This is a genomic window from Haloglomus salinum (assembly GCF_024298825.1).
GTDB classification, from domain to species: Archaea; Halobacteriota; Halobacteria; order Halobacteriales; family Haloarculaceae; genus Haloglomus; species Haloglomus salinum.
Genome location: NZ_CP101153.1, coordinates 34,690 through 58,020, shown reverse-complemented (window position 1 = coordinate 58,020; position 23,331 = coordinate 34,690). Strand labels below are relative to the sequence as shown.

Sequence of the window (23,331 nt, the reverse complement as noted above, 5' to 3'; positions counted from 1 at the left end):
CGTGTCGGAGGAGTGGATCTGCACCAACTGCGAGCGCCCCTACCACGAGCCGCCGGAGGAGTGTGCCATCTGTCGGAACGAGGTCGTCATTCCACGCGAGGACTACGACGCCCGATTCGGCGGGCTGGAGGGGCGGCTCGAGCGCGCCCGCGGGCGGCTGCTGGAGCCGATGTCGTCCGACCGGAGTCTCATCGCCGACAGCCGGTTCGTGCGGGTCGCGTTCCTCGCGATCACCGTACTGACGGTCCTGGTCGCGGTCGTGCTCCTCGTCGGCCTCGTACTGGGGTAGCGGGTGGCCTCAGCCGAAGAGTCCGAACCCGACGCCACCGAGCCTGCCCACCAGGGCGGACGCGGGACTGTCGCTGCTGTTGACGCTGGCCGTCCCGACGCGCTCGCCGCCAACCCGGACCGCGACGGTGTCGCCGAAGCTCCCGCTCCGGTCCGTCGAGTCGTACTGGTTGTACCCCTCGTAGTCGACCCCGACCACGGCGAGTGAGACGTTGCCGCTCTTCTCGCAGTAGCTGCCCGCATCGTTCTCGAGACACTGGACCTGTGCGTCCCCGCCACCCGGACCCGCATCGAGAACCACCGTCGACCCGTCGTCACCGGTGTCAGTCACACCCCGGTCGGCGTCACCGTCGATACCGTTGCCGACCGGCTCCTCGCGGTCGACACCGGGGGGGTCGGAAGCGATGGCGAGTCCCTCCCCGCCGGCACCGACGCCGACCGTCGTGTTCCCGAGGGGTGTCGACGGGTTCTCCGTGATATCGACTGTCTCCGGGCCGGCTTCCTGGCCGAGACCCTCGGCACCACCGGGGCCAGCGGAGACCACCTCACTGCCGACCTGGAGGCCGCTCTCGTTGGGTCCGATGACCGGGCCGTCACCGTCCCCGCCGACCAGACCATCCTCGCCGGTCGCCGCGGCCGGCGCCGTCGCTGCTGTCAGTCCGACCAGTAGTACGACCAGAACGACTGCGAAGCGCACCGTTCGAATCACCGTATCACGGCGGGGACCCGCCCCGGTTTAATGATTGTTCAGTCTCCAGCCGGGGGTACAAGTGGGGTCAGCTAACTGGGCTCGCCCACGTCTCCGAGAGGACGACCGGAATCCCGGTCTCGGCCACGTCGGCGGCGAACGCACGCGAATCAGTCGTCAGGGCCTCGAACGTGTTGTAGTGGACCGGCAGTACCAGCTCCGGTTCCATCGCGGCGGCCAGGTCGGCGGCCGCGTGCCGGTCCATGGTGAACGCGCCGCCGATGGGCGGGCAGAACAGGCTCACGTCCAGCTCGGCGTGGCCCTCCAGTACGTCCGTATCGCCGGGCCAGAAGACCCGGATGTCCTCGTCCCTCGTGGGCGAGGGGAGGGTGAAGTGGAACCCGCAGCCGAACCCCTCCGGATGGATAGGGTCGCCCGACGCATCGACGTGCGGACCATCGGCGTGATTGAACGCCGCTGTCGTCCGGACGATGACCTCGCCGACCGCGATGTCGGCCTCGTCGTCGACGCGGCGTAGCTCGTGGGGGAGGTCGACCGGTCGCTCGACATCCCGGTCGATGCGGTGGGTGTTGACGCCCTCGAAGACGACGACCGTCGCGTCCTCGCTCGCCACCCGGCGGATGGCCGCGGGGTCGTAGTGGTGGTCGTGGGTCACGCAGACGAGGTCGCCGTCCCGTGGTTCGACCGCCGGCCCCTGCGGGTGATGGTCCGCCGCACCGCCGGCCCTCTCGGGCGGCCACTCCCCCGAGAGCACGCCGTAGCGGCCGGGGTCGCAGTAGACGACCGTGCTGGAGCCGCCGTTCTCGCTCCCCGGCGCCGCATCGGGGGCGGGCGTCTCCAGTCGGAGCGTGGCGTAGCCGAGCCAGTCGGCCCGGATACCGTCGTGGTGGACCATGCTCGCGGTAGCGGCGGCGCCCCCCTGAACGTTCTGCCGCCGGTCGGTGACGGACTCCCGCGCGGGCGGCCGTTCTCAGGGTCGGAAAACGCGCTCGGGTCCTTATGATGCCGTGGGTGGAACCAGGAGTAGAGACACCGGCGGCACCGCCGCCACGAGCACCCATGGTCAGCGACGACGAACTCCAGCGCCACGTGAAGCAGGTGGAGACGAAGCGCTCCTACCGCTCTCCGGACGTGCCCACCATCGGGACGACCGAGAGTACGGTCGAGGAGCGCGTCGACGAACTCCAGCATGCCGCCCGCGAGACTCACGACGAGCTCGCCCGCCGTATCCAGCGCGTCGACGACGCGAAAGCCGAGGACGTGCGCGTCGAGGCCATCGTCGACCGTATGGACGACATCGAGGAGCGCCTGGCCGCTATCGAGGACCAGCTGGCGGACTGACTGCGAGCAGCTTCTTCAAGTTGAACCGACGCTATTGGGCTCTTCCGGGAGCGTCCGCTGTATAGTTTAGTTATGGAGAATGTCGGGTGTCTAGTTCGCTGACGGTCAGAGAACCAACGCGTCGACCCGAAGCAGGGGTCGGCCCGCGCTACAGGACTTCGTCGAAGTCCTTGTGACCGTTGATGTCGACACCCTCCTCGGTGACCTCCGCGAGGAAGACGCCGTTACCGGAGCCGGTGTCGCGCTCGACGGCGGCCTTGACACCGCTGGCGGCGACCTGCTTGGCCTCGTCGATGGTGAGGTCGTCGCTGTACTCGCGCTCGAGCGTCCCGTAGGCGACGGTGAGCCCGGAGCCGGTGACGGTGTAGTCGTCCTCCATGACACCGCCCGCGGGGTCGATGGAGTAGACGTGGTGGCCGTCGTCGTCGACGCCGCCCAGGATGGGATTGATGGCGAAGAACGGACCGCCACGGGCGAAGTTACCCGCAAGCGTCGCGAGGGCCTCGATGTTCATGTCTTCGCCACGGCGAGCCTCGTAGAGGTTGACCTCCGCGCGGAGCGAGCGGATGAACGACTGGGCGCCACCGACCGAGCCGACGAGCGTGAGCGCACCGCTCGGGTGGATCTGTTCGACCTTCTGGACGTTCTTGTTGGAGACGAAGCGGCCACCCAGCGAGGCGCGCATGTCCGTCGCGATGACGACGCCCTCGTCGGTGGTGATGCCGATGGTCGTCGTCCCGGTGGTGTTGACCTTCTCGGCGTCCTTCTCGGACACGTCGGGGAGCTGGCCGAGCTCCGGCTCGTACACCGCGGACTCCATGCCGTCCCCCACGCTCGGGGCAGAGAATTCGTTCTGACGCATTGGGCCGGCATACACTCGTCGCGTGCATAAAGGCACCCCTTCGGGCACCGAACGAGGTGGCCGGTCCCCATCCCCTGGTCGGCGGTCGACGGCGGCACCGCTCCCCGGGCTGGTCGGTCGAGAAACGAGTCCTCGGAGTGGCAGGTGGGGCCAGTTCTCAGGCGGCGTTCTCGTAGGCGGAGCCGAGCCGTTCGATGACCCGGTCCATCGGCATCTGGAGCCCGGCACGCTGGACCGCCAGCGCGACGGGGAGCAGCAGGATGCCGAGCATGATGCTGAACTGGTAGAGGGCGAGCAGCGTTGCGCGGTACGCCGTATCTATCATCTTCGTACTCTGGGGGGATGCTCGGGTGTATATAAGCCTTCTCCCCGGTCCGCTGGCAGTTATCCCGCCGCAGTCATGCGGTTTCGATGGTCTATCACGGTCCTTACCGCCCGACTGTGCGCCTCTGCGGAAGCGGCCGAATCACTCCCTTCGGTGACCTGCCGCGTTTCCATAACTTATGCGGATATTCCCTGTAGCGTCCGGCGACGTGCGCGGCGGCTCACGGGGCGAAACGCGGGAATCGCGGTGGTGCGATGCTGGTCAGTCCTCGTGGAGCGGGAGTTCGACCTCGAACCGGGCACCACGTGGCTCGTTGTCGGTGGCAGTGACCGCTCCCCCGTAGCGGTCGACCAGCGTGTCGACCAGATACAGGCCGAGACCCTGTCCGACGCTCCCCTCGTCCTGTTCTCCGGGGCCGAAGTAGGCCTCCTTGTACTCGTCCGGAATACCGGGGCCGTCGTCGGCGACAGTGACGACGGCCACCCCCTCGTCCGGGTCAGTCTCGAGGGCGACCTCGACGGTGGGGTGCTCCCGGTCGTTGTGGTCGACGGCGTTGGCCAGCAGGTTCTCGAAGACGGCCGGCAGCAGGTCGTCGGCCGAGACGGTCACGTCCGGTTCGATGTCGGTCCGGATGGTCGCCTCGGGATACGTCCCGCGGGCGGTCCCGGCCTTCTGTGTGAGAAGCGAGGAGACGACGACCGGACCGCAGGCGACATCTCCGGAGACGGACTGTGCGAGCACGCGCACGTTCTCGACGAGTTCGACGATGTCCTCGCCCCGGTCGTCGATGTGGGAGAGGGCGCTCTCGACCGTCTCGTGGTCCGGGTCCTCGCTGTCCAGTTCCTCCTCGACGAGTTCGGCACTCGCGAGCACGACCTGCATCCCGTTGAGGACGTTGTGTCGCAGCAGTTCGTTGACGAACTCCAGCGTGTCGCGCTGGCGCTCGACCTGCTCCTGGCTCCACATCGACTGGACCGTCGAGATACCGATGAGGAGGCCGGCGATGCCGCCGCCGCCGGCGGCCAGCAACAGCTCCTCGACGATGGTCACTTCCGAGAGTGCCTGCCCCTCGGAGAGCTGCGAACTCTGCAGGAGCGCCACGATGGCGACGATACCGGCCAGGCCGACCACCGTCCAGAGGCCGGCCCACCAGAGCTGCTGGGAGTCGAACTGGCTGGTCGCGAGCCAGTAGCCCGCGTAGACCAGCACCACCGAGAACCCACCCAGGAGAATCACCTCCAGCACCGCCAGGACGAACCCCGGCGACCCGACGGCCGACGAGGTGATCGAGAGGGCACGGAACACGATGACGTACCACAGCGAGAGGCCCGCCAGCACCACGCCGATTCCGCTGACGAACCACGACCCGCCCCCTCGCTCTACCGCTTCACGGATACGGCCCACACTCATTCGATGTTGTTCCTCATTCGACGTTGTTCCTCGTGAGAAGCGCTGGTACTTCGGTCTACCGCCCAGCTGTCGGGGCTCCGGTCTCAGATGGGGAACCCGACGTAGAGGACGCTCACCACGGCGACCCCGGCACAGAGCAGGAAGCTCGCCCCGAAGCCGACGTAGTTCCATCGGAGCACCTTCCGGCCGTCGAGCGGACCGAACGGAATCATGTTGAAGCCGGCGAGGACGGCGTTCAGCGTTACACCGAGCTGCCCGGCCCGGAGCAGGAACCCGCCCTCAGCGAGCAGGAACACCGGAAGGAACAGGCCGGCGAGGACCACGTTCGTGAGCGGCCCCGCGAGCGCGATACCCGCGCTCTCGCGATGCGTGATACGGCCGCTGTGGTAGACCGCGCCGGGCGCGGCGAACAGGAAGCCGACGAGCGCTGCCGCCAGTGCGAGCCCCAGCATGGTGTAGTCCGCGCGGAACTCCGCGACCTGTCCGAATCGGATGGCGACGACCTTGTGTGCGAGCTCGTGGAGCAGGAAGCCGACCCCGGCGGTCAGCAACGACAGGACCAGTAGCTCGACGAACAGGCCCGTGCCGAGAAGGCCGAGCAGGCCCGCCGGCCCGACGCCACGGCCGGACGTGACCAGCAGGAAGAGGGTGAACGCCACGCCCAGCGCCAGCCACGCGACGACGAGGTCGCGCGTCTCGCGGGCGCTGAACGAGATACCACCGCCCCGCCCGCCGGCACGAACCCCGCGCCCGCTCATAGTATCCCCCCCACGAGCAGGTCGACGCTGTTGCGCGCTCCGGCGAGCATCAGCCGGACGATCTCGTCGGTGCCGCCGATTTCGGCGAAGAGGTACGGGATGAGCACCGTCGCGAACAGGATGCTCCCGACGAACGAGCCGATGTTCGTCGCGGCGACGATGACGATGAGCCGGAACAGCGGCACGTCCAGCATGTTGCCGATGAGCTGGGGGATGGGCGTCTCCGTGTCGTCGAGCAGCTCGTTCAGCTCGGCGATATCGGCGACGTTGACCGTGAGGTAGCGGAGTTCGACGTAGCCGGCGAACCAGCCCGGCGCGAGCAGCGGGTTGACGGAGGTGAGCCAGGCGACCGCTCCGCCGACGGTCGCGCTGGGCCAGTGTGCGCCCGCGAGCTTCGCGAGGCCGAACGACAGGAGACCGTTGACGAGGAACCACGCGGCGAACAACCGGACGAGCAGGCCGCTCGACGCGCCCGGGACGCCGGTGTAGGCGGCGACCGCGAGCAGGGCGAAGAAGACGAGAAAGCCCAGTGTGAACAGGTAGCCGAAGAGCTTGTACGGCGAGAACCGCGAGGACTCCTGGCGTCCCACCAGGTCCTCCATCCGCGGGAGCGTCTCGGGGTTGGCGAGGTAGCGCTCGATTCCCTCCTGGTGGCCCGCGCCGACGACGGCGACGACGTGGTTGCCGGCGTCGCGGAGACGAACGAGCTCGTGGGCGATGTAGGCGTCGCGCTCGTCGATGAGCGCCTCGGCGCCGCCCGGTGAGAACCGGCGGAACTCCTCCATCATCGCCGAGACGACGTCCGTGTCGGTCAGCTCGGCGGGGTCGAACTCGTCGATGTCCTCCGTCTCCTCGGGCGCAGTGAGCCGGAGGGCGATACCGAGCAGGGCGGCGACACCGAGCCCGACCAGCGCCCCGACCAGTGCCGCGTCGACGACGCCGGCGAGGGGCGTGCCCGGCGGGACCAGCGGCGCGCCGCCGACCGCGCCGGCGACCAGCGCGGCGAACAGTCCGACGGTCAGGCCGACGCCCAGTCCGACGGCGAACGGGCTGGCGACGCCGAAGGCGAGGCCGCCGAGCAGTCTGAGCTTCTCCAGGCCCGACAGCCGTGCCCAGAAGCGCTGGATGGTCACCTGGATATCCCGGTCCACCAGCGCGACATCGATGCCGAGTTGCTCGCTGGTCTCGACGGCCGCGAGCATCTCCGCGCCCGGGCGGACGTCGAAGCGGTCGCCCAGCCGGGTCTGCACGTACGAGAGCATCCAGTAGGCGAGGAACTGGAAGACGGTGTTCCCCTGAAGCAGGTCCGCGGCGTCGAGGTCGTCGGGCGTCTCGCCTTTCATCTGCCGGAAGCGCCCCTCGTCCAGCTCGACCGCGACCACGTCCGGGCGTTCCTCCTCGATGGTGTGTTCGACCTCGTCGACGCTCTCCTGTGAGACGTGGGCGGTCCCGACGACGCGGACGCTCCCAGCGTGCTCGGCGTCGCGGGTATCGTCCGCTTCGACGGCCCCGTCAGTCATGGAGTGGTCTCGCGTGGCGAGCCGCTTACACCTGTCGGAGTCCGCGCACGTGGACCACAATCGCCACCAGGCGGTCGGTGCGGCGGAACGGAACCGGAAGCTGGTAGAAGGTTTAATGCCGCTGCTAGCCCAATCTCGAAGCAATGTGTGACATCGCTGCGAGCGACCTGTGGCGGAGGAATGGGTGTCGATGACCCGGGTCCTCATCGTCGACGACGAGCCGAACGTCGTCGAGGCCTACGCGCTCTGGCTCAAGAACGAGTTCGACATCGTGACCGCGACGGGCGGTGAGGAGGCCCTCGAAGCCGTCGATGACACGGTGGATGTCGTGCTGCTGGACCGCCGGATGCCGACCCTCTCCGGCGACGAGGTGCTGGAGGCACTCCACGACCGCGGGTTCGACCCGCGTGTCGCGATGGTGACCGCCGTCGACCCGGACTTCGATATCGTGGACATGGAGTTCGACGCCTACCTGACCAAGCCCGTCACGAAATCCGACCTCGTCGAGACGGTCGACCAGCTCGTCTCCCTCGACGAGTACGCGGCCGGCGTCCGTGAACAGTTCGCGCTCGCGGAGAAGCGGGCGGTGCTCGAGATCGAGATGACCGAGAGCGAACTGGCCGAAAGCGAGGAGTACCAGGAGCTGCTGACCGAGCTGGAGCGCATCGACGACGAGACCGGCGACCACGCGGGCGAGCTGAGCCACGACGCCTTCGCCGCGGCCGTCCGCGACCTCGTCGACGAGTAGCCGAGCGACCGAACGCCGCTCTCCTCGCGTCTACCGGACGTGGGCGTCCGTCTCGATGTCGAACCGTGCACCGCCCGCCGCGCTCTCCCCGACCGAGACCGACCAACCGTGCGTCTGTGCGACCTGCTGGACGATGTCGAGGCCGAGTCCCGTCCCGCTGTCGCTGTGGCCACGCTCGAACACCTGCTCGCGTCGGTCCGGCGCGATACCGGGCCCATCGTCGGCCACGTAGAACCCATCGTCGGCGAGTCCCACGTGGATACTCACCCCCTCCCCACCGTGTCGGGTGGCGTTTCCGAGCAGGTTCTCCATCAGTCGCCGGAGATGCGTGGTGTCGGCGTCGACGGTTCCCGACCCGTCGACGGTCAACGTCGCGTCGGTCGCGCCGGTGGCCGTTCGGGCGGTCTCCCAGGCCTCGCGGACCAGCGGCCCGAGGTCGGTCGGGGTCCGCTCCAGCTCCGCGGGGTCGCGCGACAGCGCCAGGACATCGGCGATGAGCGACTCCATCCGGGTGTGGAGCTCGTCGAGCGTGTCCAGGTACTCGACGGTCTCCCCCTCAGCGGTCTGTCGCGCGAGCGTGGTCGTGGCCATGGCGGTGTTGAGCGGGTCACGGAGGTCGTGGCTGAGCATGGCCGAGAACCGCTCCAGCTGTTCGTGGCGTTCACGGAGCGCCTCCGCCGCGGTCACCCCGTCGAGCGCGGTCGTGACCGAGGCCGCGAGGGTGCGGGCCAGCCGGACCCCTTCCTGGGCGAATCCGTCGCCCTGGACGTAGCCGGTGAGCAGCACCCCGTGGTCGCCCAGCGGGAGTATGAGCTCTCCACCGACCGGGGTTCCCTGGCTGTACAGTCGGTCGGCCTCGTCGGGGTCGTCGAATCGTCGGGGCTCGCCGGACTGGAACGCCGCCCACGCGGCGCTCCCATCGCCGGCGGTGAACGTGGGGACACTGTCGAACGTCTCCGCGACGGCGTCGCTCCACGCGACCGGGTCGAGGGCGTCCCGTTCCTCGTCGTGGAGATGAACCGACGACAGCGGGAGGTCGAGCGCGCGGGCCGCCGCCTCGACGGCCACCTCGGCGACCGCCTCCCGGCTATCGGCGGCGAGCAGGTCCCGGGTCGCCTCGTGGAGCGCCTCCAGCGTCGCCCGGGATTCGACCTGCTCGGTCCGGTCCCGGACCACGCAGACGAGACCGCCACCCGGGAGCTGCGAGAGCGTCAGCGCCTGGGGGAACGGCTCGCCGTCGCGCCGGCGCCCGGTCGGGGTCCCGCTCCAGCCCCCGTCACGCTCGAGGGCCACCATGGCCTCCGTCTCGAGCCGTTCGACCTCGGCCTCGTCGTACAGCGACCGCCAGTTCCGCCCCACGAGGTCCTCCGGCGAGTCGTAGCCGTACACGTCGGCGTGGGCGGGGTTGACGTAGCGGTAGCGGCCGTCCTCATCGAGGATGGCGATTCCGGCCCTGGCCGTCTCCAGGACCCGCTGCCAGCCGGCATCGGGAACGTACGTGTCGGCTCCGCCCCCGGTCCCGTCGACCCGCTCACCGATACTCGGTCCGCCAGTCGCGCTGGGCGACGTTCGGAGGGTGAGTGCCACCCCGCCCGGACAGGTGATGGTGGAGCCATCCAGACGTGTCCGCTCCCCGGTGGCAGCCGTCGTGACGAGCGCGACGGGGTCCGCCGACCGGTCGTGGACGAGCGACACCACGTCGTCCGCGTCGGTCCCCGGCGCGGGGCCGAGGAGGGCATCGACCGGTCGCCCGGCGATGTCGGTGTCCGCGTCGCCGTCCTTCGCGCCGCCGCCCTCCGCGTCGCCGACCAGGTCGGCTGCTCGCTGGTTGGCGTAGCGGACCACGCCGTCGTCGTCGACGACGAGTACGGCCGCGTCGTGGTCCTCGACGAGGGCCCGGAGGGCGTCCGCCACCACGGACTGGTCGTTCTGATTCGACACTTCGATACAGTGGGCTCCCCACCGTTGTCAATCTCCCGTCCATCCTCGCCCGGGTACCCGACCGGCTCAGACGGGCTCCTCGTCCTCCTCGTCGTCGGTCTCGACGACCTCGATGACCTTCAGCGGGACGTTGCGGAGCGCACCGCCGACCTCGCTGGTGGCGATGCGGCTGGCGTGCTCCTCTGACTCGGCGTCGAAGATCTCCATCTCCATCGCCAGCCCCACCAGCGCGGTGTCGGCCGCGACGAACACGGAGTCGAGCGTCTCCCGGCAGGCCGGGCAGGTGGTCGCGCCGACGTTCATGTCGACGTACTCCAGGTCGGCCTCGTTGAGTCGCTTCCCGGCCTCGCTGATGGCGACGCCGATGGCGTCGTTCGAATCCTCGACGTCGCGCACGAGCCACGCGGCCTCCATCCGGACGTAGTAGTTGCTCATGGCCGTTGATGTGGGACCACTGGGGAATTGGCTTGCGGTTCGTCGGTCGTACATCGAGTGCCGGCAGGTCCTCGCGCTCTAGCGAACGACAGCGGCGGGAGCGAAGCGACCGGAGCGGAGCCCAGCGAGCCGCGGCGGTTCTCGCGAGGGCAGCGAGCGAGACGTCGTAGCGTACGAGCTGTCTGTCTCTGAAGCCATCAGGCTGTGCCGTCGTCTCCGGGAGCGCCATCGCCGAAGAGGACGAGAACTACGAGCAGTATCCCGAACCCTGCAGAAACCAGCGGGCGTTCCAGCACAGCGTCGATCCATGGCTGGACCATCTCCGGTGAACTGTAGATGAACGCCCCGACGACGATGCCGATGATGCCCAGGACGACCAGTCCCCCCGTGCCTCTCAGCTTTAATGTTGCCGTCATGTTTGCACCCCGTGGTGTGATACATGAGAACGTTGTAGCAAAGAATTTATGACAAGAAAACAACAGGAGATGTGAGGCGGCCGTATCTGCCGACAGCGGGTATATCCAGCACTTCATCGTGTGGATAGTAGCGGGTACATCTCCCCTCTGGTCGTCGGTCGTGATACCGGTCCGAGTGATGAGTGCCCACAACTATTCAGATATACTGGTTATAAATCTTGAAAATCGCGCATATGTGACAGAATACGCAATATGGACGGAAATTCTCCTGCGGCGGTGCCCACCCGTCCCTGGACACACAACCCATATGTGGCCGCACGCCGCCCACACGGACATGAGCGATTCGGGGCCGAAACAGGTGGACGACCCGGACTACCACAGCCGGAACCACACCGCGGCCCAGACCTGCGGGTGGACGGCCAACGCGCTCCGTGGCGAGGGTCGCTGCTACAAGAACACCTTCTACGGCATCCAGAGCCACCGCTGCATCCAGATGACGCCCGTCGTGAAGTGCAACGAGCGGTGTGTCTTCTGCTGGCGGGACCACCAGGGTCACTCCTACGAACTGGACGGGGTCGAGTGGGACGACCCCGAGGCCGTCGTGGAGGCGAGCATCGAACTCCAGCGCAAGCTGCTGTCGGGCTTCGGCGGCAACGACCAGGTACCCGACGAGGCCTTCGAGGAGGCGATGGAGCCCCGGCACGTCGCTATCTCGCTGGACGGCGAGCCGACCCTCTATCCGTATCTCCCGGAACTCATCGAGGCGTTCCACGACCACGGCATCACGACGTTCCTCGTCTCGAACGGGACCCGGCCGGAGGTCATCGCGGAGTGCGACCCGACCCAGCTGTACGTCAGCGTCGACGCCGCCGACCGGCAGACCTTCGACGACGTGGTCGGCGCGATGGAGGACGACGCGTGGGACCAGCTCGTCGAGACGCTGGACGTGCTCGCCGCCAAGGACGAGACCCGCACCGTCCTCCGGACGACGGTCCTCAAGGGATTCAACGATCACCATCCCGAGTGGTACGCGGGGATGTACGACCGCGCGGACGCCGACTTCGTGGAGCTGAAGGCGTACATGCACGTCGGGCACTCGCGCGGCCGACTGGACCGGTCGGCGATGCCCGCCCACGAGGAGGTCATCGACTTCACCGAGGCGGTCCAGGAGTACCTGCCGACCCATCCCATCCTGCGCGACGTGCCCGAGTCACGAGTCGCGCTGCTCGCGCGCGACGAGGACACCTGGGTACCGAAACTGAAGGGTGGCAGCGAGTTCTGGAACGACGATCCGTACGACGCCAGCGCGGACTGAGCGACGCGGACGATTCCTGTGGTCGATTCCCCCGGGCGCTTCTACGACAGCTGGGGGTCGATGTCCAGCCCGGCGTCACGGCTCACCATCGTCTTCGCCTTCTCGATGGTCGTTCCAGCGACGGGGCCGTTCGTGCTCAGGTGGGTCAGGGCGCCGATGGCCTCGCTCCCATCGAACCCGGTCACGGTCGGCTGGCAGGTCTGGACGGCGGCGCCGGAGTCTCCCTGCGCGGAGGCCGTGGCCGCGCGCCAGACGCCGGCCTCCGGGTCGGTCCCCAGGCCGGCGCCGGTGCGACCCTTCGTGAGGAACGTCTCGCCGAAGGCCACGGCGTTCCCGTAGTGACAGGTCGTCTCCCCTCCCTCCAGCGTGCCGACGGTCGAGGGGCCATCGAACTTGGGCATGGACCTGTCGATCAGGCCCTCTGCGGCCGACGGGATCTCCACCAGCCCGAAGTCCTCGCCGATCTGGACACCGTCCAGCGCCTGGCGCGCGTAGACGACATCGCCGAGGTCGACCAGGCGCCCGACCTGCACGCCGTTCAGGCCGGTCGCGCCGCCGGTCGCGCAATCGATACAGACCTGGACCTGCACGTCGCTGGCGTCGAAGCTGCCGCCCGCGTTCGTCTCGGCATCGGCGCTCCCCGGCAGGAAGCAGTGGCCCGCCGCGCCCAGGTAGAGGCTCCCGTCTCCACCCTCCCAGACGAAGTTGGCGGTGCAGCCGGCCGTCGTCCCGCCACGTGAGATCAGGACGAACGAGCCCGGCCCGATACCCGAGGAGCGCTCCGGCGCGACCGATGCCGCGTCGACCGACTCGAACGCGTCCATCCGGTCCGTCATGTCGAGGCACGGAATCTGCCTGGCGTCCTCGAGCGGACCTTCCTCTGCCGAGGCGGTTCCGACTCCGGCCAGCCCGGTCGCAGCAGCTGCACCGGATTTGAGTACGTTTCGTCGTGTGAACGTCGAATCGTCTGCCATCAGCATACGAGTGTGTTGACCGAACGATTACCCTGCTGCCGGGATAGATGGGGTATTTATCCAGCAGGAAGCGGACGCGGACCCGACCGGTGTACCGCCGCGCTCGGGAGCGCCGGCCTCCCGGCACGAACGGCCACGACCGCCACTCTTTTGCATGGACCTGGCCCTACCACGCATACACCGGCGAGTCCATCCGCGGTTCGCGGTCCCTCTCGACCATCACGTTTCTGTTACGCATCACGGGAACGATACACTTATCGGAGTCGTTACTCTAGTCGAGTGTATGGCAGAGACACGCGCCGCGGTCGGACCCGCGGAGGTGGCCACCCTCAAGGAACTCGCGCTGGAGGGGGCCCTCGCCGGAACGACGGTCACGTGTGCGGGGCTGGCCGAGCGGCTCGACGCCTCGAACCAGACCGCGTCGCGCCGGCTCCAGCGGCTCGACGAGACCGGATTCATCGACCGGGAAGTGCTCAACGACGGGCAGCGCGTCCAGTTGACGCCGGACGGCGAGGCGCGACTCCGACGCGAGCACGCCGATTACCGCCGGGTGTTCGAGGGCGCCGACGCCGATGTCACGCTGCACGGCACCGTCACGGCCGGGATGGGTGAGGGGCGCCACTACATCTCGCTCCCGGGCTACATGGAGCAGTTCGTCGACCGACTGGGGTACGAGCCGTTCGCCGGGACGCTCAACGTCGACCTCGACGAGGAGAGCGTCCGTGAGCGCGGCCGGATGGACGCGCTCGACCCCGTCCGTATCGACGGCTGGGAGGACGACGAGCGGACCTACGGCCCGGCGTTCTGCTGGCCCGCCACTATCGAAACCGATGGCGGAACGTACGACCCGGCCCACGTCATCGCCCCCGAGCGGACCCACCACGGCGACGACCAGCTGGAGGTCATCGCGCCGGACCGACTCCGCGACGAGCTCGGTCTCGAGGACGGCGAGGAGATAACCGTCCGCGTCACGGGTGAAGAGCGATGACCCGAGCCGACACCGACACGGACGCCGCCAGCGCCGTGACCGAGTCCGAACCGGTCGAGGCCGCCATCGAGGCGTTCGAACTCGGCGAGCCGGTTCTCGTCCACGACGCGGCCGACCGCGAGGGTGAGACGGACCTCGTCTACCCCGCTGCTGCGGTCGACCCAGCCGCCGTCTCCCGGATGCGTAACGACGCTGGCGGGCTGGTCTGTACGGCCGTCTCGCACGACGTGGCCGAACTGCTGGACCTGCCCTTCCTGCAGGAGTCCATCGACCACCCGCTCGCCGCCGACCATGAACTCGCGTACGACGAGCGCTCCTCGTTCTCGTTGACGGTCAACCACCGCGAGACGTTCACCGGCATCACCGACGAGGACCGCGCGCTCACCATCCGCGAACTCGGCCGGCACGCGACCGACCCGGACCCCGCGGCGTTCGCCGATGACTTCCGCGCGCCCGGCCACGTCCACCTCCTCCGCGCGGCCCCGGACCTGCTCCACGACCGCGAGGGCCACACGGAACTGGGCATCGCGCTGGCCGACGCGGCCGGCACCGAGCCTGCGGTCGTCGTCTGCGAGATGCTCGACGACGAGACCGGCGGCGCCCGCTCGCCCGTCGATGCCCGCCGCTACGCCGCCCGTCACGACCTCGTCTACGTCGAGGGGGCGGACCTGCTGGGCGCGTTGCGGTAGTCTGCTAGGGTATCGTTATACCGGGTCGCGTGGCACTACTCGACAATGGAAGCCGACAGCGGTGGCGGCCAGCGGGTCGCTCGGACCGTCGGTCGGTACGTCAACCACGACGACGTACTCGTCCGCTTCGGAGCGTTCTGGCTCGTGGTCGCGGCCGTGTTCACTGCCTCATGGGTCGGGAGCTACCACCTGCTTCCACAGGGGCTACTCCGGGGCGCCAACCCGGCGGCGACCGCCGACTACGCGGGGAGCGTGCCCCGGGAGTTCCTGACACTGTTCGCGTGGAACGTCGGCGTCTCGCTGGTCGCCATCGGTGCGAACACGTTCCGCTCGGTGAACACCCCGCTGGGCTACCTCGTTCTCGTGGTGCAGACCATCCAGTACGGTGCCGTGTGGGGGACCGGGTCGCTGGGGGTCGGAACCGGCGCACGAATATCCCCCTCGCTCGCGGTACTGGTCGACCGGAGCGGTCCGATGGAGGTCACGGCGGCCGTCGCGGTCGTGGTCGCCACGCGTGGGGTGATACTGTGGCACCAGAAGTCCGGACCACGCTGGCGCGAGGAGTTCGAACGTGTGGGCTCGCCACGGGACTGGTCGCTGACCCGCCGAGAGTGGGCGCTCCTGGCCGCGAGCTACCTGCTGCTCGCGGTATCGAACTACCGGGAGGCCGTTGACATCGCGCGGGTCGCCGGGTGATGGAGCGTGCCACACCAGCGGGCCACCGGGCCGCGCCAGCCACCCGCACGGACCGTCAACACTCATTAGCCCCCGATACGACCGTCGGGGTATGGGATTCGAGGAGATGGACGTCGACACCATCTGGATGGACGGTGAGTTCACCGATTGGGAGGACGCCCAGGTTCACGTGCTGACGCATAGCCTCCACTACGGAACGGCCGTCTTCGAGGGCGTCCGCTGCTACGACACGGAGGAAGGGCCCGCTATCTTCCGCTGGGACGAGCACCTGGACCGGCTCTACGAGTCGGCCGCCGCGCTCGACCACGACATCGAGCACACGCGCGAGGAACTGACCGAGGCCACGCTGGAGCTCATCCGCCGGCAGGACCTGGAGTCGTGCTACATCCGGCCGCTGGTCTACTACGGCTACAACTCCCTCGGTGTGAGCCCCAGCGAGTGCCCGACCGACACGATGATCGCCTGCTGGCCCTGGGGTGCCTACCTCGGCGAGGAGGCCCTCGAGGAGGGGGTCGACGTGATGGTCTCCTCGTGGCGCAAGCACCACTCCTCGCAGATTCCGACCAACGTGAAGGCCACCGGCGCCTACATCAACTCGATGCTGGCGGGCGAGGAGGCCCGCGGCAACGGCTACGTCGAGGCCATCGTCCTCAACAAGGAGGGCGACGTGGCCGAGGGCCCCGGCGAGAACATCTTCATGGTCAACGACGGGGAGATCTACACGCCCGGGCTCGCCGAGTCCATCCTCGACGGTATCACCCGACAGACCGTCATCGACATCGCGACGGACCTGGGCTACGAGGTCCACGAGGAAGCGAAAATCGCCCGCGGACAGCTCTACACCGCCGACGAGCTGTTCTTCACGGGGACGGCGGCGGAGGTCACGCCAATCCGCACCGTCGACGACAACGAGATCGGTGCCGGGACGCGTGGCCCCGTGACCGAGGAGATCCAGCAGCGCTTCTTCGATATCGTCGAGCGCCGGACCGACGACTACGACGACTGGTTCACCTACGTCTGAACACGGGGTCACTCCGACGGCGTCCCGGAGAGACGCCTTCTGCGCGCTCGCTACCCGCTCAGGTCCTTCCGCCGGTGCCGGATTCGGTCGGCCTGCTCGGGCTGTCCGTCCACGTCCGCCAGCTGTTCGGCCGCCTCCAGCGTTCGGATGCCGTCGTCGAGGAAGCTCAGGATGTCACCCGGGTACGCGTAGACGAGGTAGTCGTCGCTCATCACGTCCACGATGGCCTCCGGGCCCATGCCCTGCGCCCGGAGGTCCAGCAGGTAACCGATGAACTTCTCCTCGGGGTGGCCACAGTAGGGGTTGGACTGACAGTCACAGTCGAGGAAGTCCTCGGCGAAGTCGAGCACGCGCTCCTGGGTCGCCTCGTCCAGATTCGACAGCCCCTCCCCCTGGAACAGGATGTCCAGTGTCGCGCCGGAGAACGCCCCCTTCGGGAAGCTCGTCTCCAGCTGCGAGGCCAGCTGTCGGTGGTTCTTGACGTATATCTTGTCCGTGATGGCCACGCTTGGGCGCCCTTGTGTGCCGAGCGGCTAAAGCGACGCGGTGTCCGGTGTGTGTGAGTGTGGCGGGGAGGCGGGGAAGGCGTAACGTATATTGACCGTGCAATCCTTGCTACAAGTGCGTGTCCGGGCTGGGGTATTGGTATCCTCCAAGCTTGTGGTGCTTGGGAAGCGGATTCGATTTCCGCGCCCGGACTGATATTCTATCTGGAGAACTAACCAATTAGTGACAGCTTTGGTGATTTATAAATTCACCATCTGAATTACGTTCCCATGGAGGCTTCCATCCCGTCGCTCGAACCTTTTCAGGCGTGACGAAGCACGACCTGCTATGACCGAGCGGTGTCCGACCTGTGGCGAGACCTTCGAGTCGACGCGGGGGCTGGGGGTGCATCATAGCGCCGTCCACGACGAGCTGCTACCGAATCGGACGTGTGCAGCCTGCGGAGCTGCCTTCCACAGCGAACACGAGCGGAAGTACTGCTCCGAGAGTTGCAGGGACGGGGCAGTCTCGTTCGAGGGGGAGAACAATCCCAACTGGAAGGGCGGAAAGGCGGAGACGACCTGTGATATCTGCGGTGACGCGTTCTCCTATTACCCCTCCGAGAAACCGGGGAGCTACTGTCCGGACTGCGTAGAATCCGAGGACTGGCGATACAGGCCGGATACGTCCGGCTCGAACCACGGTCGCTGGACCGGCGGCGTCCGGGAGCTCGAGTGTGATACCTGTGGCAGCACGACCGAGCGGAAGCCGGGCGATATCAAGGGCGAACACGTCTTCTGCTCTCGCGACTGCCAGTACGACTGGCTCTCCGAGGCGTTCACCGGCGAGGGCCACCCCAACTGGCTGGGTGGTGGGATGCCCAACTACCGGGGCGACTGGCGCGAGGTCAGGCGGCAGGCGCTCGAGCGCGACGACCGGACCTGCGTCGTCTGCGGGACGGATGTGGAGGAACTCGGACGGAACCCCGATGTCCATCACATCGTTCCCATGCGGGCGTACGCGGAAGCACCGGACCGTGAACGCGAGGATGCCCACCGACTCGATAACGTCGTCTGTCTCTGTCCGTCCTGTCACCGGCGGGCGGAGTTCGGGAACATCGCCCGTGATAGACTCCGTGAGCTCGCTAGCATTTCGGGCAGTTCAAGAACAACATCTGATACACGTCATTAATAACGAAAATTATGAAGATACGGTGGTTCGAGGTCGGTCTCTGCGCTCGGGGCTACTGCACACTCCGCCCGGGAGTCGTCGGTCCGTAGAACTCTCCGTGGAACGCGAACGGGAGTCGGTGCGGGAGCCGAGCCCGCGCGAGTTCGCGGAACGACCCGGCATCCAGCACCAGCAGGAACGTCCGGTCGGCGTCGGTGTCCAGCACCAGCGAGAGGACGACGCCGTCTTTTTCCTGGCCCTCGCGGGCTGCCGGCACGAACACCGGCTCGCCGGGGTAGCAGCCCGGTTCGCTCCAGCGGTCGGCGTAGCCCGGGCCCCGCTCGGTATCCACCTTCGCGAGGTGCGAGGGAAGCGGGCCGTCGCGCCGGGTCTCGGCGCAGTAGACGTAGCGGTGTTCGCGGCCGTTCCGCCGGTAGTCGATGGTGGGGAACTCCACGGGGCCCGACAGGAGCAGTGCGCGGGTGGCGCGAGCCGATTCGCCGCCGTCCAGCGGGAGTCGATAGCGCACGAGGTCGCCGGCCGGCAGGTCGACATCGTCGCTCCGCAGGTTCTCGAGCGTGAGACCGGTCACGGCCCGTTCGTCCGCGAAGGCGACGAGGTCGATGACGAGTTCGTCCGTGTCGCCGCCCACCTCGTACGCGTTGGCGACGTGGTAGACGAATAACGGGTCCGCCGGGACCGTCGCCACGCGCTCGCCCTCGCGCGTGAGGACGTGGAACCGGGCGTCGCGGTCGAAGCTGGTGAAGCCATCGAGGAAGGTCTCGCGGGTGAGGGCGCTCCGCAGCAGCACCGAGGCGTCGAGGCCGAACGGGAGTTCCGGAACGACGACGTACCGCTCGGTGAGTGCGAACGCGTGGACGTACGGGAGGTTCTCGAACGCGAGCGTCGCGAGCGGTTCGGGCGCCGGGATGGGAACGTCGCCGCCGCCCGTCACGGTCGGTGCATCCGGGTCGTCGGGCCGCCGGAACAGCGTGTATTCGACGTTGCGACCGTAGGTGACCCCGAGTTCGAGGAACGCTGGCCCGCCGTCCTGCTCCGGGACCCAGTGTCGGTGGCCGAGCGTGAGGTCGCAGTCCAGGCCCGCGGTCTCGTCCACTCGGCCGAGCCACTCGCCGCCCTCGTCGACGGCCTGCGCCCAGCGCGACTCCGTGACCGCGAGGTCGGTCCCGGCGACACGAGCGACGCCGATGACCGGGTTGTCCGGGAACACACCTGCGACCGTCTGGTAGACGCGTCGGGGGAGCCAGCGGTCCGGCGGTGTCCCGGGGAACGGGGTCCGGACCCCCTTGCCGGCGTCGGCGTAGCGCCGGTCGCGACTGTCGACGTGCCGGTTGCGGTAGCGGACCTCGCCGTCGCCGATATCGAGCCGTCGGAGCATCCCGAACGGGTCGAACCAGTGGCGGAGGTCCGTGTCGCCGGCCTCGAAGGTGCCGGGGCCGTTGACGAGGTAGGTCCCCTCCAGCCAGCCGGGGAGCGTCCCCGCGACCGCGAGGTCGGCAGACACTTCCTCGTACTGGCTTGCCAGTCCTGACGTTGCGGGATTCGCCACAGCAACAGTACGGACGGCCGGGGCAAGTAGCTACGGTGCGAGGGCGGGTACAGGCGAGACCGACAGCCGTCCCGCCCGACTTATCCCGACGCCCCGCCTCGCCAGTGGTATGGACGCAGCGCTGGTCACCGTTGGCGACGAACTCCTCGCAGGCGATACGGAGAACACGAATGCGACGTGGCTGGCCCGCGAGCTGACCGAACGAGGGGTCGATGTCCGGCGGGTCCTCACCGTGCCGGACGTGGAGGCCGCCATCGCCGACGCCGTCCAGGAGTACGCCGACCGCTACGATGCCGTCATCGTGACGGGTGGGCTCGGCGGGACACCGGACGACCTGACGATGGACGCTGTCGCCGCGGCCTTCGACCGACCGCTCGAGGAGAACGACCTCGCGCGCGCCGACCTCGAACGGACACTGAAAGCCATCACGGACTCGTACCCGGACCTGAACGTGGATATCGAAGCCGAGGCCGCCATCCCGGCGGGTGCACGCCCGCTCATCAACGACGCCGGCCTCTCGCCGGGCGCCGTCGTCGAGAACGTCTACGTCCTCCCCGGCATTCCCGGTGAGATGCAGCGCATGTTCGAGGGCGTCGCCGAGGAGTTCGCGGGGGACGTGGAGTCGCGGGTGCTGTACACGACCGAACCGGAGGCCAACCTCATCGAGCGACTCGACGGCGTCCGGAACCGGTTCGGCGTGCAGGTGGGCTGTTACCCGGACCGGGAGGCCGGTCACAATCGGCTGAAACTCCGGAGCGACGACCCCGAGAAACTGGACGAGGCGACCACCTGGCTCCGCGACGAGGTCAAACTGGTCGAGCCGGACGCGGACACCCAGGTCGGGGAGAACACCCGGTCCGGCACGAGTGACGACGGGTGAGCTGGTTGCAACCCTGCATCACGATGGCCGTGGCTTCAAGCCCCTCGGCGGCCTAGCGCCGGTATGCCAAGCTATCGGATCGGGAGCATCCTCGGCATCCCGATCGAGCTGGACCTGACCTTCCTCCTCATCCTCCCGGTGTTCGCGTACGTCATCGGGTCGCAGGTCGGAGAGTGGGTCGGCATCCTGAACGACGTGTTCGGCACGGCTATCGCCGTAGCGCCGCTGACGGGCGAGCCAGCGATTGCGTTCGGCATCGGCACCGCCGCCGCCATCGCGCTGTTCGCCAGCGTGCTGCTCCACGAGCTCGGGCACAGTGTCGTGGCGATGCGCTACGACGTGGAGATCACCTCCATCAAACTCTGGCTGTTCGGTGGCGTCGCCCAGCTCTCGCGCTTCCCGGACGACTGGCGGCAGGAACTGTACATCGCCATCGCCGGTCCCATCGTGAGCGTCCTGCTCGGGGGCGCCTTCTTCCTCGCGTTCCGCGTCTTCCCCGGCTCCGGTGGCGTCGCGGCCGCTGCCATCTCCTTCACGCTGGGCTATCTCGCGCTCACCAACGTCGCGTTAGCGGCGTTCAACATGCTCCCCGGCTTCCCGATGGACGGGGGACGCGTCCTCCGCGCGCTGTGGGCCCGCAACCAGCCGTACGCCGTGGCGACCCGTCGTGCCGCGGCGGTCGGCAAGGCCTTCGCCTTCCTCCTGGGCTTCTTCGCCCTGTTCGGTGGGGCCGGCATCAACCTCTACCTCGTCGCCATCGCCTTCTTCATCTACATGGGTGCCTCCTCGGAGGCCCAGCAGACGATGCTACGCGCGGCGTTCGAGGGCGTCTCCGTCGGAGACGTGATGACGCCCGTCGAAGACGTCGACACCGTCGACGCGGAGACATCGGTCGCGGCCCTGGTCGACCGGATGTTCCGCACCCGCCACACCGGCTTCCCCGTGGTCCAGAACGACCGGCTCGTCGGGATGGTCACGCTGGAGGACGCCCGGAAGGTCGACGAGGTCGAGCGCGACGCCTACCGTGTCGAGGAGATAATGTCGCGCGACCTCCACACCATCGACCCCGGTGAGGACGCGATGGAGGCGTTCTCCCGGATGCAGGAGCACGGCGTCGGTCGCCTCGTCGTCGTCCGCGAAGATAGTGGGCACGAGGAGGGGGCGTTCACCGGCATCATCTCGCGGACGGACCTGATGACGGCGCTCGACATCATCCAGTCCTCCGGCGGCGAGTCCGGGGCGCCCTCGCTCCGACGCGGCACGGAGCGTGACCAGTCACGGGAGATCTGAGACGGGATAGAAGCACTCGATTGGGATTTTATTGCCTAGGCAGGTCTGCTATGTCGAATATTAAGGGATAATATGTCGAATACAGGAACAATCTGGCTCTCGGCTATCCGTCCGAGCGCTATCGGTGCGCCGTCGCTCAGAGCCCGTCGATGCGGTCGGCGCACTCGTAGCCGGCCACGACCGCGCCGTTCAGCGACCGCTCGGGGTACTGTGCTCGCGAGGCCATCCCCGCGTAGTAGAGCCCATCGGCCACGTCGTCGCCGAGGTCGTAGGGGACCACCTTCTCCAGGTAGCCGCGCTCGTACACCGGCGCCGTGCGCGGGTTCCGTCCGACCTCCATCCACTCGACCGTCGAGCGGTCGAAGTCGGGGAACAGGTCCTCGATGCCCGCGAGCCAGTGTTCACGCACCTCGGCGTCGTCCATCTGCCAGAGTTCCTCGTCCATGTCCTGCACGTAGCTGGCGGCGTAGAGCAGGTGTTCACCGCCGTAGCGCTCCTCGGGGACGAAGTTGGTGTGTTCGATGAGCGCGCCGAAGGGTGCGTCGTCGGCGATGTTGAGCCAGTAGGTGTCCATCAGCTGCTCGTCCATCCCGAGGACCGCACAGACCGAGCCCTGGAAGTCGATGTCGCACTCGTAGCCGACCCAGTGTTCGAGGAGATGGGGCATCGTCGCCACCACGAGCGCGTCCACCTCGTGGTCGGTCGTGCCGCCGTCGGTTTCGACGGTCACGGACTCGACGCTGTCGCTGTGCTGGATGCCCGTGACGCGGGCCCCTGTCTCGATGTTGTCGTGGCCCACGTCCTCGACGAGTGCGTCGAGCAACTGGGCGAAGCCCCCGTCGAGATAGCCGAGTATCTCCCCGCGTCGGAGGTCGCGCTCGCCGCGGAACTTGATGCGGCCGAGCAGCCACGCCGCGCTCACGTCCTCCTTCCGGGAGCCGAACTTCGCGTCCAGCAGCGGCTCGAAGAAGAACTCGTACACGCCTCGGGTCGTGTGCTCCAGCAGGAACTCGCGGATGGGGACGTCCTCGAAGTCCGCGAGGTCGTCGTACGTGTCGAACGAGGGGATGCCGCCACGTACGTCGACCTCCAGCGTGAGCATCCCGAGCCGGAACTTGTCGTAGAGCGAGAGGTGTGGGTACGCCAGAATCTCGCCGGGCGTGTCCAGCGGGTGGACGGTCCCGTCGACGTAGTAGGCGTTCTGCCCGACACGCCACTCGACTGCGTCGCCGAGGCCGAGGTCCTCGGCGAGTTCGACGATGGTCTCCTCGGACTTCGAGAGGTGGTGGTAGAACTTCTCGATGGGGTCGCCCCCCGTCTCGTAGGTGGCGGCCAGGCCGCCGAGGTCGTCACTGGCCTCGAAGACAGTCACGTCGTGGCCGCGCTTCTGCAGCCGGTGGGCGGCGGCGAGTCCGGCGATACCGCCACCGACGATGCCTATCATGAATCCGGGTCCGGCGCCACCGTGTAAGGCGCTTGTGGATAGGCCAGGCCTAAAC

Annotated in this window: 25 protein-coding genes; 11 read left to right on the top strand and 14 right to left on the bottom strand. The window is 67.9% G+C overall.

Annotated elements, in window-relative coordinates; genetic code table 11:
* Nucleotide 1 precedes the first annotated feature (1 nt).
* The gene (locus NL115_RS00295) at nt 2–289 is read left to right on the top strand and encodes a hypothetical protein (protein WP_254831240.1); all 288 of its coding nucleotides are present in this window, start codon (nt 2–4) and stop codon (nt 287–289) included.
* A gap of 9 nt (nt 290–298) precedes the next feature.
* Here the strand turns inward: NL115_RS00295 and NL115_RS00290 are convergent, their stop codons facing one another.
* Entirely contained in the window at nt 299–985 is a 687-nt protein-coding gene (locus tag NL115_RS00290; protein ID WP_254831239.1) for a hypothetical protein, read from the bottom strand.
* A gap of 79 nt (nt 986–1,064) precedes the next feature.
* Nucleotides 1,065–1,892: an MBL fold metallo-hydrolase gene (locus tag NL115_RS00285; protein ID WP_254831238.1), complete on the bottom strand. Its 828-nt coding sequence runs from the start codon at nt 1,890–1,892 to the stop codon at nt 1,065–1,067.
* Nucleotides 1,893–2,056: 164 nt separating this feature from the next.
* Between NL115_RS00285 and NL115_RS00280 the strand changes: the two genes are divergently transcribed.
* Complete coding sequence (locus NL115_RS00280) at nt 2,057–2,338, top strand: hypothetical protein (RefSeq protein ID WP_254831237.1); 282 nt, start codon at nt 2,057–2,059, stop codon at nt 2,336–2,338.
* A 148-nt stretch (nt 2,339–2,486) separates the two neighbouring features.
* On the opposite strand, the gene psmB is transcribed toward NL115_RS00280, so the two are convergent.
* The 5 genes from psmB to NL115_RS00255 form a co-directional block, all read right to left on the bottom strand.
* Nucleotides 2,487–3,200, bottom strand: coding sequence for an archaeal proteasome endopeptidase complex subunit beta (gene psmB / locus NL115_RS00275; protein WP_254831236.1), 714 nt, complete (start codon nt 3,198–3,200; stop codon nt 2,487–2,489).
* A gap of 157 nt (nt 3,201–3,357) precedes the next feature.
* A complete protein-coding gene (locus tag NL115_RS00270; RefSeq protein WP_254831235.1) occupies nt 3,358–3,525 on the bottom strand; it encodes a hypothetical protein in 168 nt (55 codons plus the stop codon).
* Between the two features lie 261 nt (nt 3,526–3,786).
* The gene (locus tag NL115_RS00265) at nt 3,787–4,935 is read right to left on the bottom strand and encodes a sensor histidine kinase (protein WP_254831234.1); all 1,149 of its coding nucleotides are present in this window, start codon (nt 4,933–4,935) and stop codon (nt 3,787–3,789) included.
* Nucleotides 4,936–5,018: 83 nt separating this feature from the next.
* Nucleotides 5,019–5,693: a zinc metalloprotease gene (locus NL115_RS00260; protein WP_254831233.1), complete on the bottom strand. Its 675-nt coding sequence runs from the start codon at nt 5,691–5,693 to the stop codon at nt 5,019–5,021.
* Nucleotides 5,690–7,213, bottom strand: coding sequence for a TraB/GumN family protein (locus NL115_RS00255; protein WP_254831232.1), 1,524 nt, complete (start codon nt 7,211–7,213; stop codon nt 5,690–5,692). Before NL115_RS00255 ends, NL115_RS00260 begins: the two co-directional genes overlap by 4 nt.
* A 190-nt stretch (nt 7,214–7,403) precedes the next feature.
* Between NL115_RS00255 and NL115_RS00250 the strand changes: the two genes are divergently transcribed.
* Complete coding sequence (locus NL115_RS00250) at nt 7,404–7,961, top strand: response regulator (protein WP_254831231.1); 558 nt, start codon at nt 7,404–7,406, stop codon at nt 7,959–7,961.
* A gap of 30 nt (nt 7,962–7,991) precedes the next feature.
* Here the strand turns inward: NL115_RS00250 and NL115_RS00245 are convergent, their stop codons facing one another.
* The 3 genes from NL115_RS00245 to NL115_RS00235 all read right to left on the bottom strand — a co-directional run bounded on the left by NL115_RS00245 (nt 7,992) and on the right by NL115_RS00235 (nt 10,753).
* Nucleotides 7,992–9,902, bottom strand: a complete 1,911-nt coding sequence (locus NL115_RS00245; RefSeq protein WP_254831230.1) for a PAS domain-containing sensor histidine kinase — start codon at nt 9,900–9,902, stop codon at nt 7,992–7,994.
* A 66-nt stretch (nt 9,903–9,968) separates the two neighbouring features.
* Nucleotides 9,969–10,337 carry a DUF555 domain-containing protein gene (locus NL115_RS00240; protein ID WP_254831229.1) on the bottom strand — a complete coding sequence of 123 codons (369 nt, stop codon included), beginning with the start codon at nt 10,335–10,337 and terminating at the stop codon, nt 9,969–9,971.
* A 197-nt stretch (nt 10,338–10,534) separates the two neighbouring features.
* Nucleotides 10,535–10,753 (bottom strand): hypothetical protein, encoded by a 219-nt coding sequence (locus tag NL115_RS00235; protein ID WP_254831228.1) that lies wholly within the window; start codon nt 10,751–10,753, stop codon nt 10,535–10,537.
* Nucleotides 10,754–11,087: 334 nt separating this feature from the next.
* On the opposite strand from NL115_RS00235, the gene twy1 reads away from it, so the two are divergent.
* Nucleotides 11,088–12,068, top strand: coding sequence for a 4-demethylwyosine synthase TYW1 (gene twy1 / locus NL115_RS00230; protein ID WP_254831227.1), 981 nt, complete (start codon nt 11,088–11,090; stop codon nt 12,066–12,068).
* Nucleotides 12,069–12,109: 41 nt separating this feature from the next.
* Here the strand turns inward: twy1 and NL115_RS00225 are convergent, their stop codons facing one another.
* Complete coding sequence (locus NL115_RS00225; protein WP_254831226.1) at nt 12,110–13,042, bottom strand: hypothetical protein; 933 nt, start codon at nt 13,040–13,042, stop codon at nt 12,110–12,112.
* A gap of 283 nt (nt 13,043–13,325) precedes the next feature.
* Here NL115_RS00225 and NL115_RS00220 point away from each other — a divergent pair, with 283 nt between their 5' ends.
* From NL115_RS00220 to NL115_RS00205, 4 genes are all read left to right on the top strand, one after another.
* Nucleotides 13,326–14,030, top strand: a complete 705-nt coding sequence (locus NL115_RS00220) for a CTP-dependent riboflavin kinase (RefSeq protein ID WP_254831225.1) — start codon at nt 13,326–13,328, stop codon at nt 14,028–14,030.
* Nucleotides 14,027–14,719, top strand: coding sequence for a 3,4-dihydroxy-2-butanone-4-phosphate synthase (ribB, locus tag NL115_RS00215; RefSeq protein WP_254831224.1), 693 nt, complete (start codon nt 14,027–14,029; stop codon nt 14,717–14,719). Before NL115_RS00220 ends, ribB begins: the two co-directional genes overlap by 4 nt.
* A gap of 45 nt (nt 14,720–14,764) precedes the next feature.
* Nucleotides 14,765–15,415 carry a hypothetical protein gene (locus NL115_RS00210; RefSeq protein WP_254831223.1) on the top strand — a complete coding sequence of 217 codons (651 nt, stop codon included), beginning with the start codon at nt 14,765–14,767 and terminating at the stop codon, nt 15,413–15,415.
* Between the two features lie 91 nt (nt 15,416–15,506).
* Nucleotides 15,507–16,436 carry a branched-chain amino acid transaminase gene (locus NL115_RS00205; RefSeq protein WP_254831222.1) on the top strand — a complete coding sequence of 310 codons (930 nt, stop codon included), beginning with the start codon at nt 15,507–15,509 and terminating at the stop codon, nt 16,434–16,436.
* Nucleotides 16,437–16,486: 50 nt separating this feature from the next.
* Here NL115_RS00205 and NL115_RS00200 read toward each other — a convergent pair whose 3' ends face one another.
* Nucleotides 16,487–16,942, bottom strand: a complete 456-nt coding sequence (locus NL115_RS00200; protein ID WP_254831221.1) for a DUF5814 domain-containing protein — start codon at nt 16,940–16,942, stop codon at nt 16,487–16,489.
* A 328-nt stretch (nt 16,943–17,270) separates the two neighbouring features.
* Between NL115_RS00200 and NL115_RS00195 the strand changes: the two genes are divergently transcribed.
* Nucleotides 17,271–18,113, top strand: coding sequence for an HNH endonuclease (locus NL115_RS00195; protein ID WP_254831220.1), 843 nt, complete (start codon nt 17,271–17,273; stop codon nt 18,111–18,113).
* A gap of 52 nt (nt 18,114–18,165) precedes the next feature.
* Here the strand turns inward: NL115_RS00195 and NL115_RS00190 are convergent, their stop codons facing one another.
* Nucleotides 18,166–19,662, bottom strand: coding sequence for a carotenoid oxygenase family protein (locus NL115_RS00190; RefSeq protein ID WP_254831219.1), 1,497 nt, complete (start codon nt 19,660–19,662; stop codon nt 18,166–18,168).
* Nucleotides 19,663–19,771: 109 nt separating this feature from the next.
* Between NL115_RS00190 and NL115_RS00185 the strand changes: the two genes are divergently transcribed.
* Both NL115_RS00185 and NL115_RS00180 read left to right on the top strand, forming a co-directional pair.
* Nucleotides 19,772–20,542, top strand: coding sequence for a competence/damage-inducible protein A (locus NL115_RS00185; RefSeq protein WP_254831218.1), 771 nt, complete (start codon nt 19,772–19,774; stop codon nt 20,540–20,542).
* Nucleotides 20,543–20,605: 63 nt separating this feature from the next.
* Complete coding sequence (locus NL115_RS00180; protein ID WP_254831217.1) at nt 20,606–21,832, top strand: CBS domain-containing protein; 1,227 nt, start codon at nt 20,606–20,608, stop codon at nt 21,830–21,832.
* A 136-nt stretch (nt 21,833–21,968) separates the two neighbouring features.
* Here the strand turns inward: NL115_RS00180 and NL115_RS00175 are convergent, their stop codons facing one another.
* Complete coding sequence (locus tag NL115_RS00175) at nt 21,969–23,276, bottom strand: NAD(P)/FAD-dependent oxidoreductase (protein WP_254831216.1); 1,308 nt, start codon at nt 23,274–23,276, stop codon at nt 21,969–21,971.
* Between the last annotated feature and the right edge of the window lie 55 nt (nt 23,277–23,331).

Coding starts and splice junctions, on each gene's coding strand:
- NL115_RS00285 (WP_254831238.1), bottom strand. CDS start 1,892: ATGGTCCACCACGACGGTATCCGGGCCGACTGGCTCGGCTACGCCACG.
- NL115_RS00280 (WP_254831237.1), top strand. CDS start 2,057: ATGGTCAGCGACGACGAACTCCAGCGCCACGTGAAGCAGGTGGAGACG.
- psmB (WP_254831236.1), bottom strand. CDS start 3,200: ATGCGTCAGAACGAATTCTCTGCCCCGAGCGTGGGGGACGGCATGGAG.
- NL115_RS00270 (WP_254831235.1), bottom strand. CDS start 3,525: ATGATAGATACGGCGTACCGCGCAACGCTGCTCGCCCTCTACCAGTTC.
- NL115_RS00265 (WP_254831234.1), bottom strand. CDS start 4,935: ATGAGTGTGGGCCGTATCCGTGAAGCGGTAGAGCGAGGGGGCGGGTCG.
- NL115_RS00260 (WP_254831233.1), bottom strand. CDS start 5,693: ATGAGCGGGCGCGGGGTTCGTGCCGGCGGGCGGGGCGGTGGTATCTCG.
- NL115_RS00255 (WP_254831232.1), bottom strand. CDS start 7,213: ATGACTGACGGGGCCGTCGAAGCGGACGATACCCGCGACGCCGAGCAC.
- NL115_RS00250 (WP_254831231.1), top strand. CDS start 7,404: ATGACCCGGGTCCTCATCGTCGACGACGAGCCGAACGTCGTCGAGGCC.
- NL115_RS00240 (WP_254831229.1), bottom strand. CDS start 10,337: ATGAGCAACTACTACGTCCGGATGGAGGCCGCGTGGCTCGTGCGCGAC.
- NL115_RS00235 (WP_254831228.1), bottom strand. CDS start 10,753: ATGACGGCAACATTAAAGCTGAGAGGCACGGGGGGACTGGTCGTCCTG.
- twy1 (WP_254831227.1), top strand. CDS start 11,088: ATGAGCGATTCGGGGCCGAAACAGGTGGACGACCCGGACTACCACAGC.
- NL115_RS00225 (WP_254831226.1), bottom strand. CDS start 13,042: ATGGCAGACGATTCGACGTTCACACGACGAAACGTACTCAAATCCGGT.
- NL115_RS00220 (WP_254831225.1), top strand. CDS start 13,326: ATGGCAGAGACACGCGCCGCGGTCGGACCCGCGGAGGTGGCCACCCTC.
- ribB (WP_254831224.1), top strand. CDS start 14,027: ATGACCCGAGCCGACACCGACACGGACGCCGCCAGCGCCGTGACCGAG.
- NL115_RS00210 (WP_254831223.1), top strand. CDS start 14,765: ATGGAAGCCGACAGCGGTGGCGGCCAGCGGGTCGCTCGGACCGTCGGT.
- NL115_RS00205 (WP_254831222.1), top strand. CDS start 15,507: ATGGGATTCGAGGAGATGGACGTCGACACCATCTGGATGGACGGTGAG.
- NL115_RS00195 (WP_254831220.1), top strand. CDS start 17,271: ATGACCGAGCGGTGTCCGACCTGTGGCGAGACCTTCGAGTCGACGCGG.
- NL115_RS00185 (WP_254831218.1), top strand. CDS start 19,772: ATGGACGCAGCGCTGGTCACCGTTGGCGACGAACTCCTCGCAGGCGAT.
- NL115_RS00180 (WP_254831217.1), top strand. CDS start 20,606: ATGCCAAGCTATCGGATCGGGAGCATCCTCGGCATCCCGATCGAGCTG.
- NL115_RS00175 (WP_254831216.1), bottom strand. CDS start 23,276: ATGATAGGCATCGTCGGTGGCGGTATCGCCGGACTCGCCGCCGCCCAC.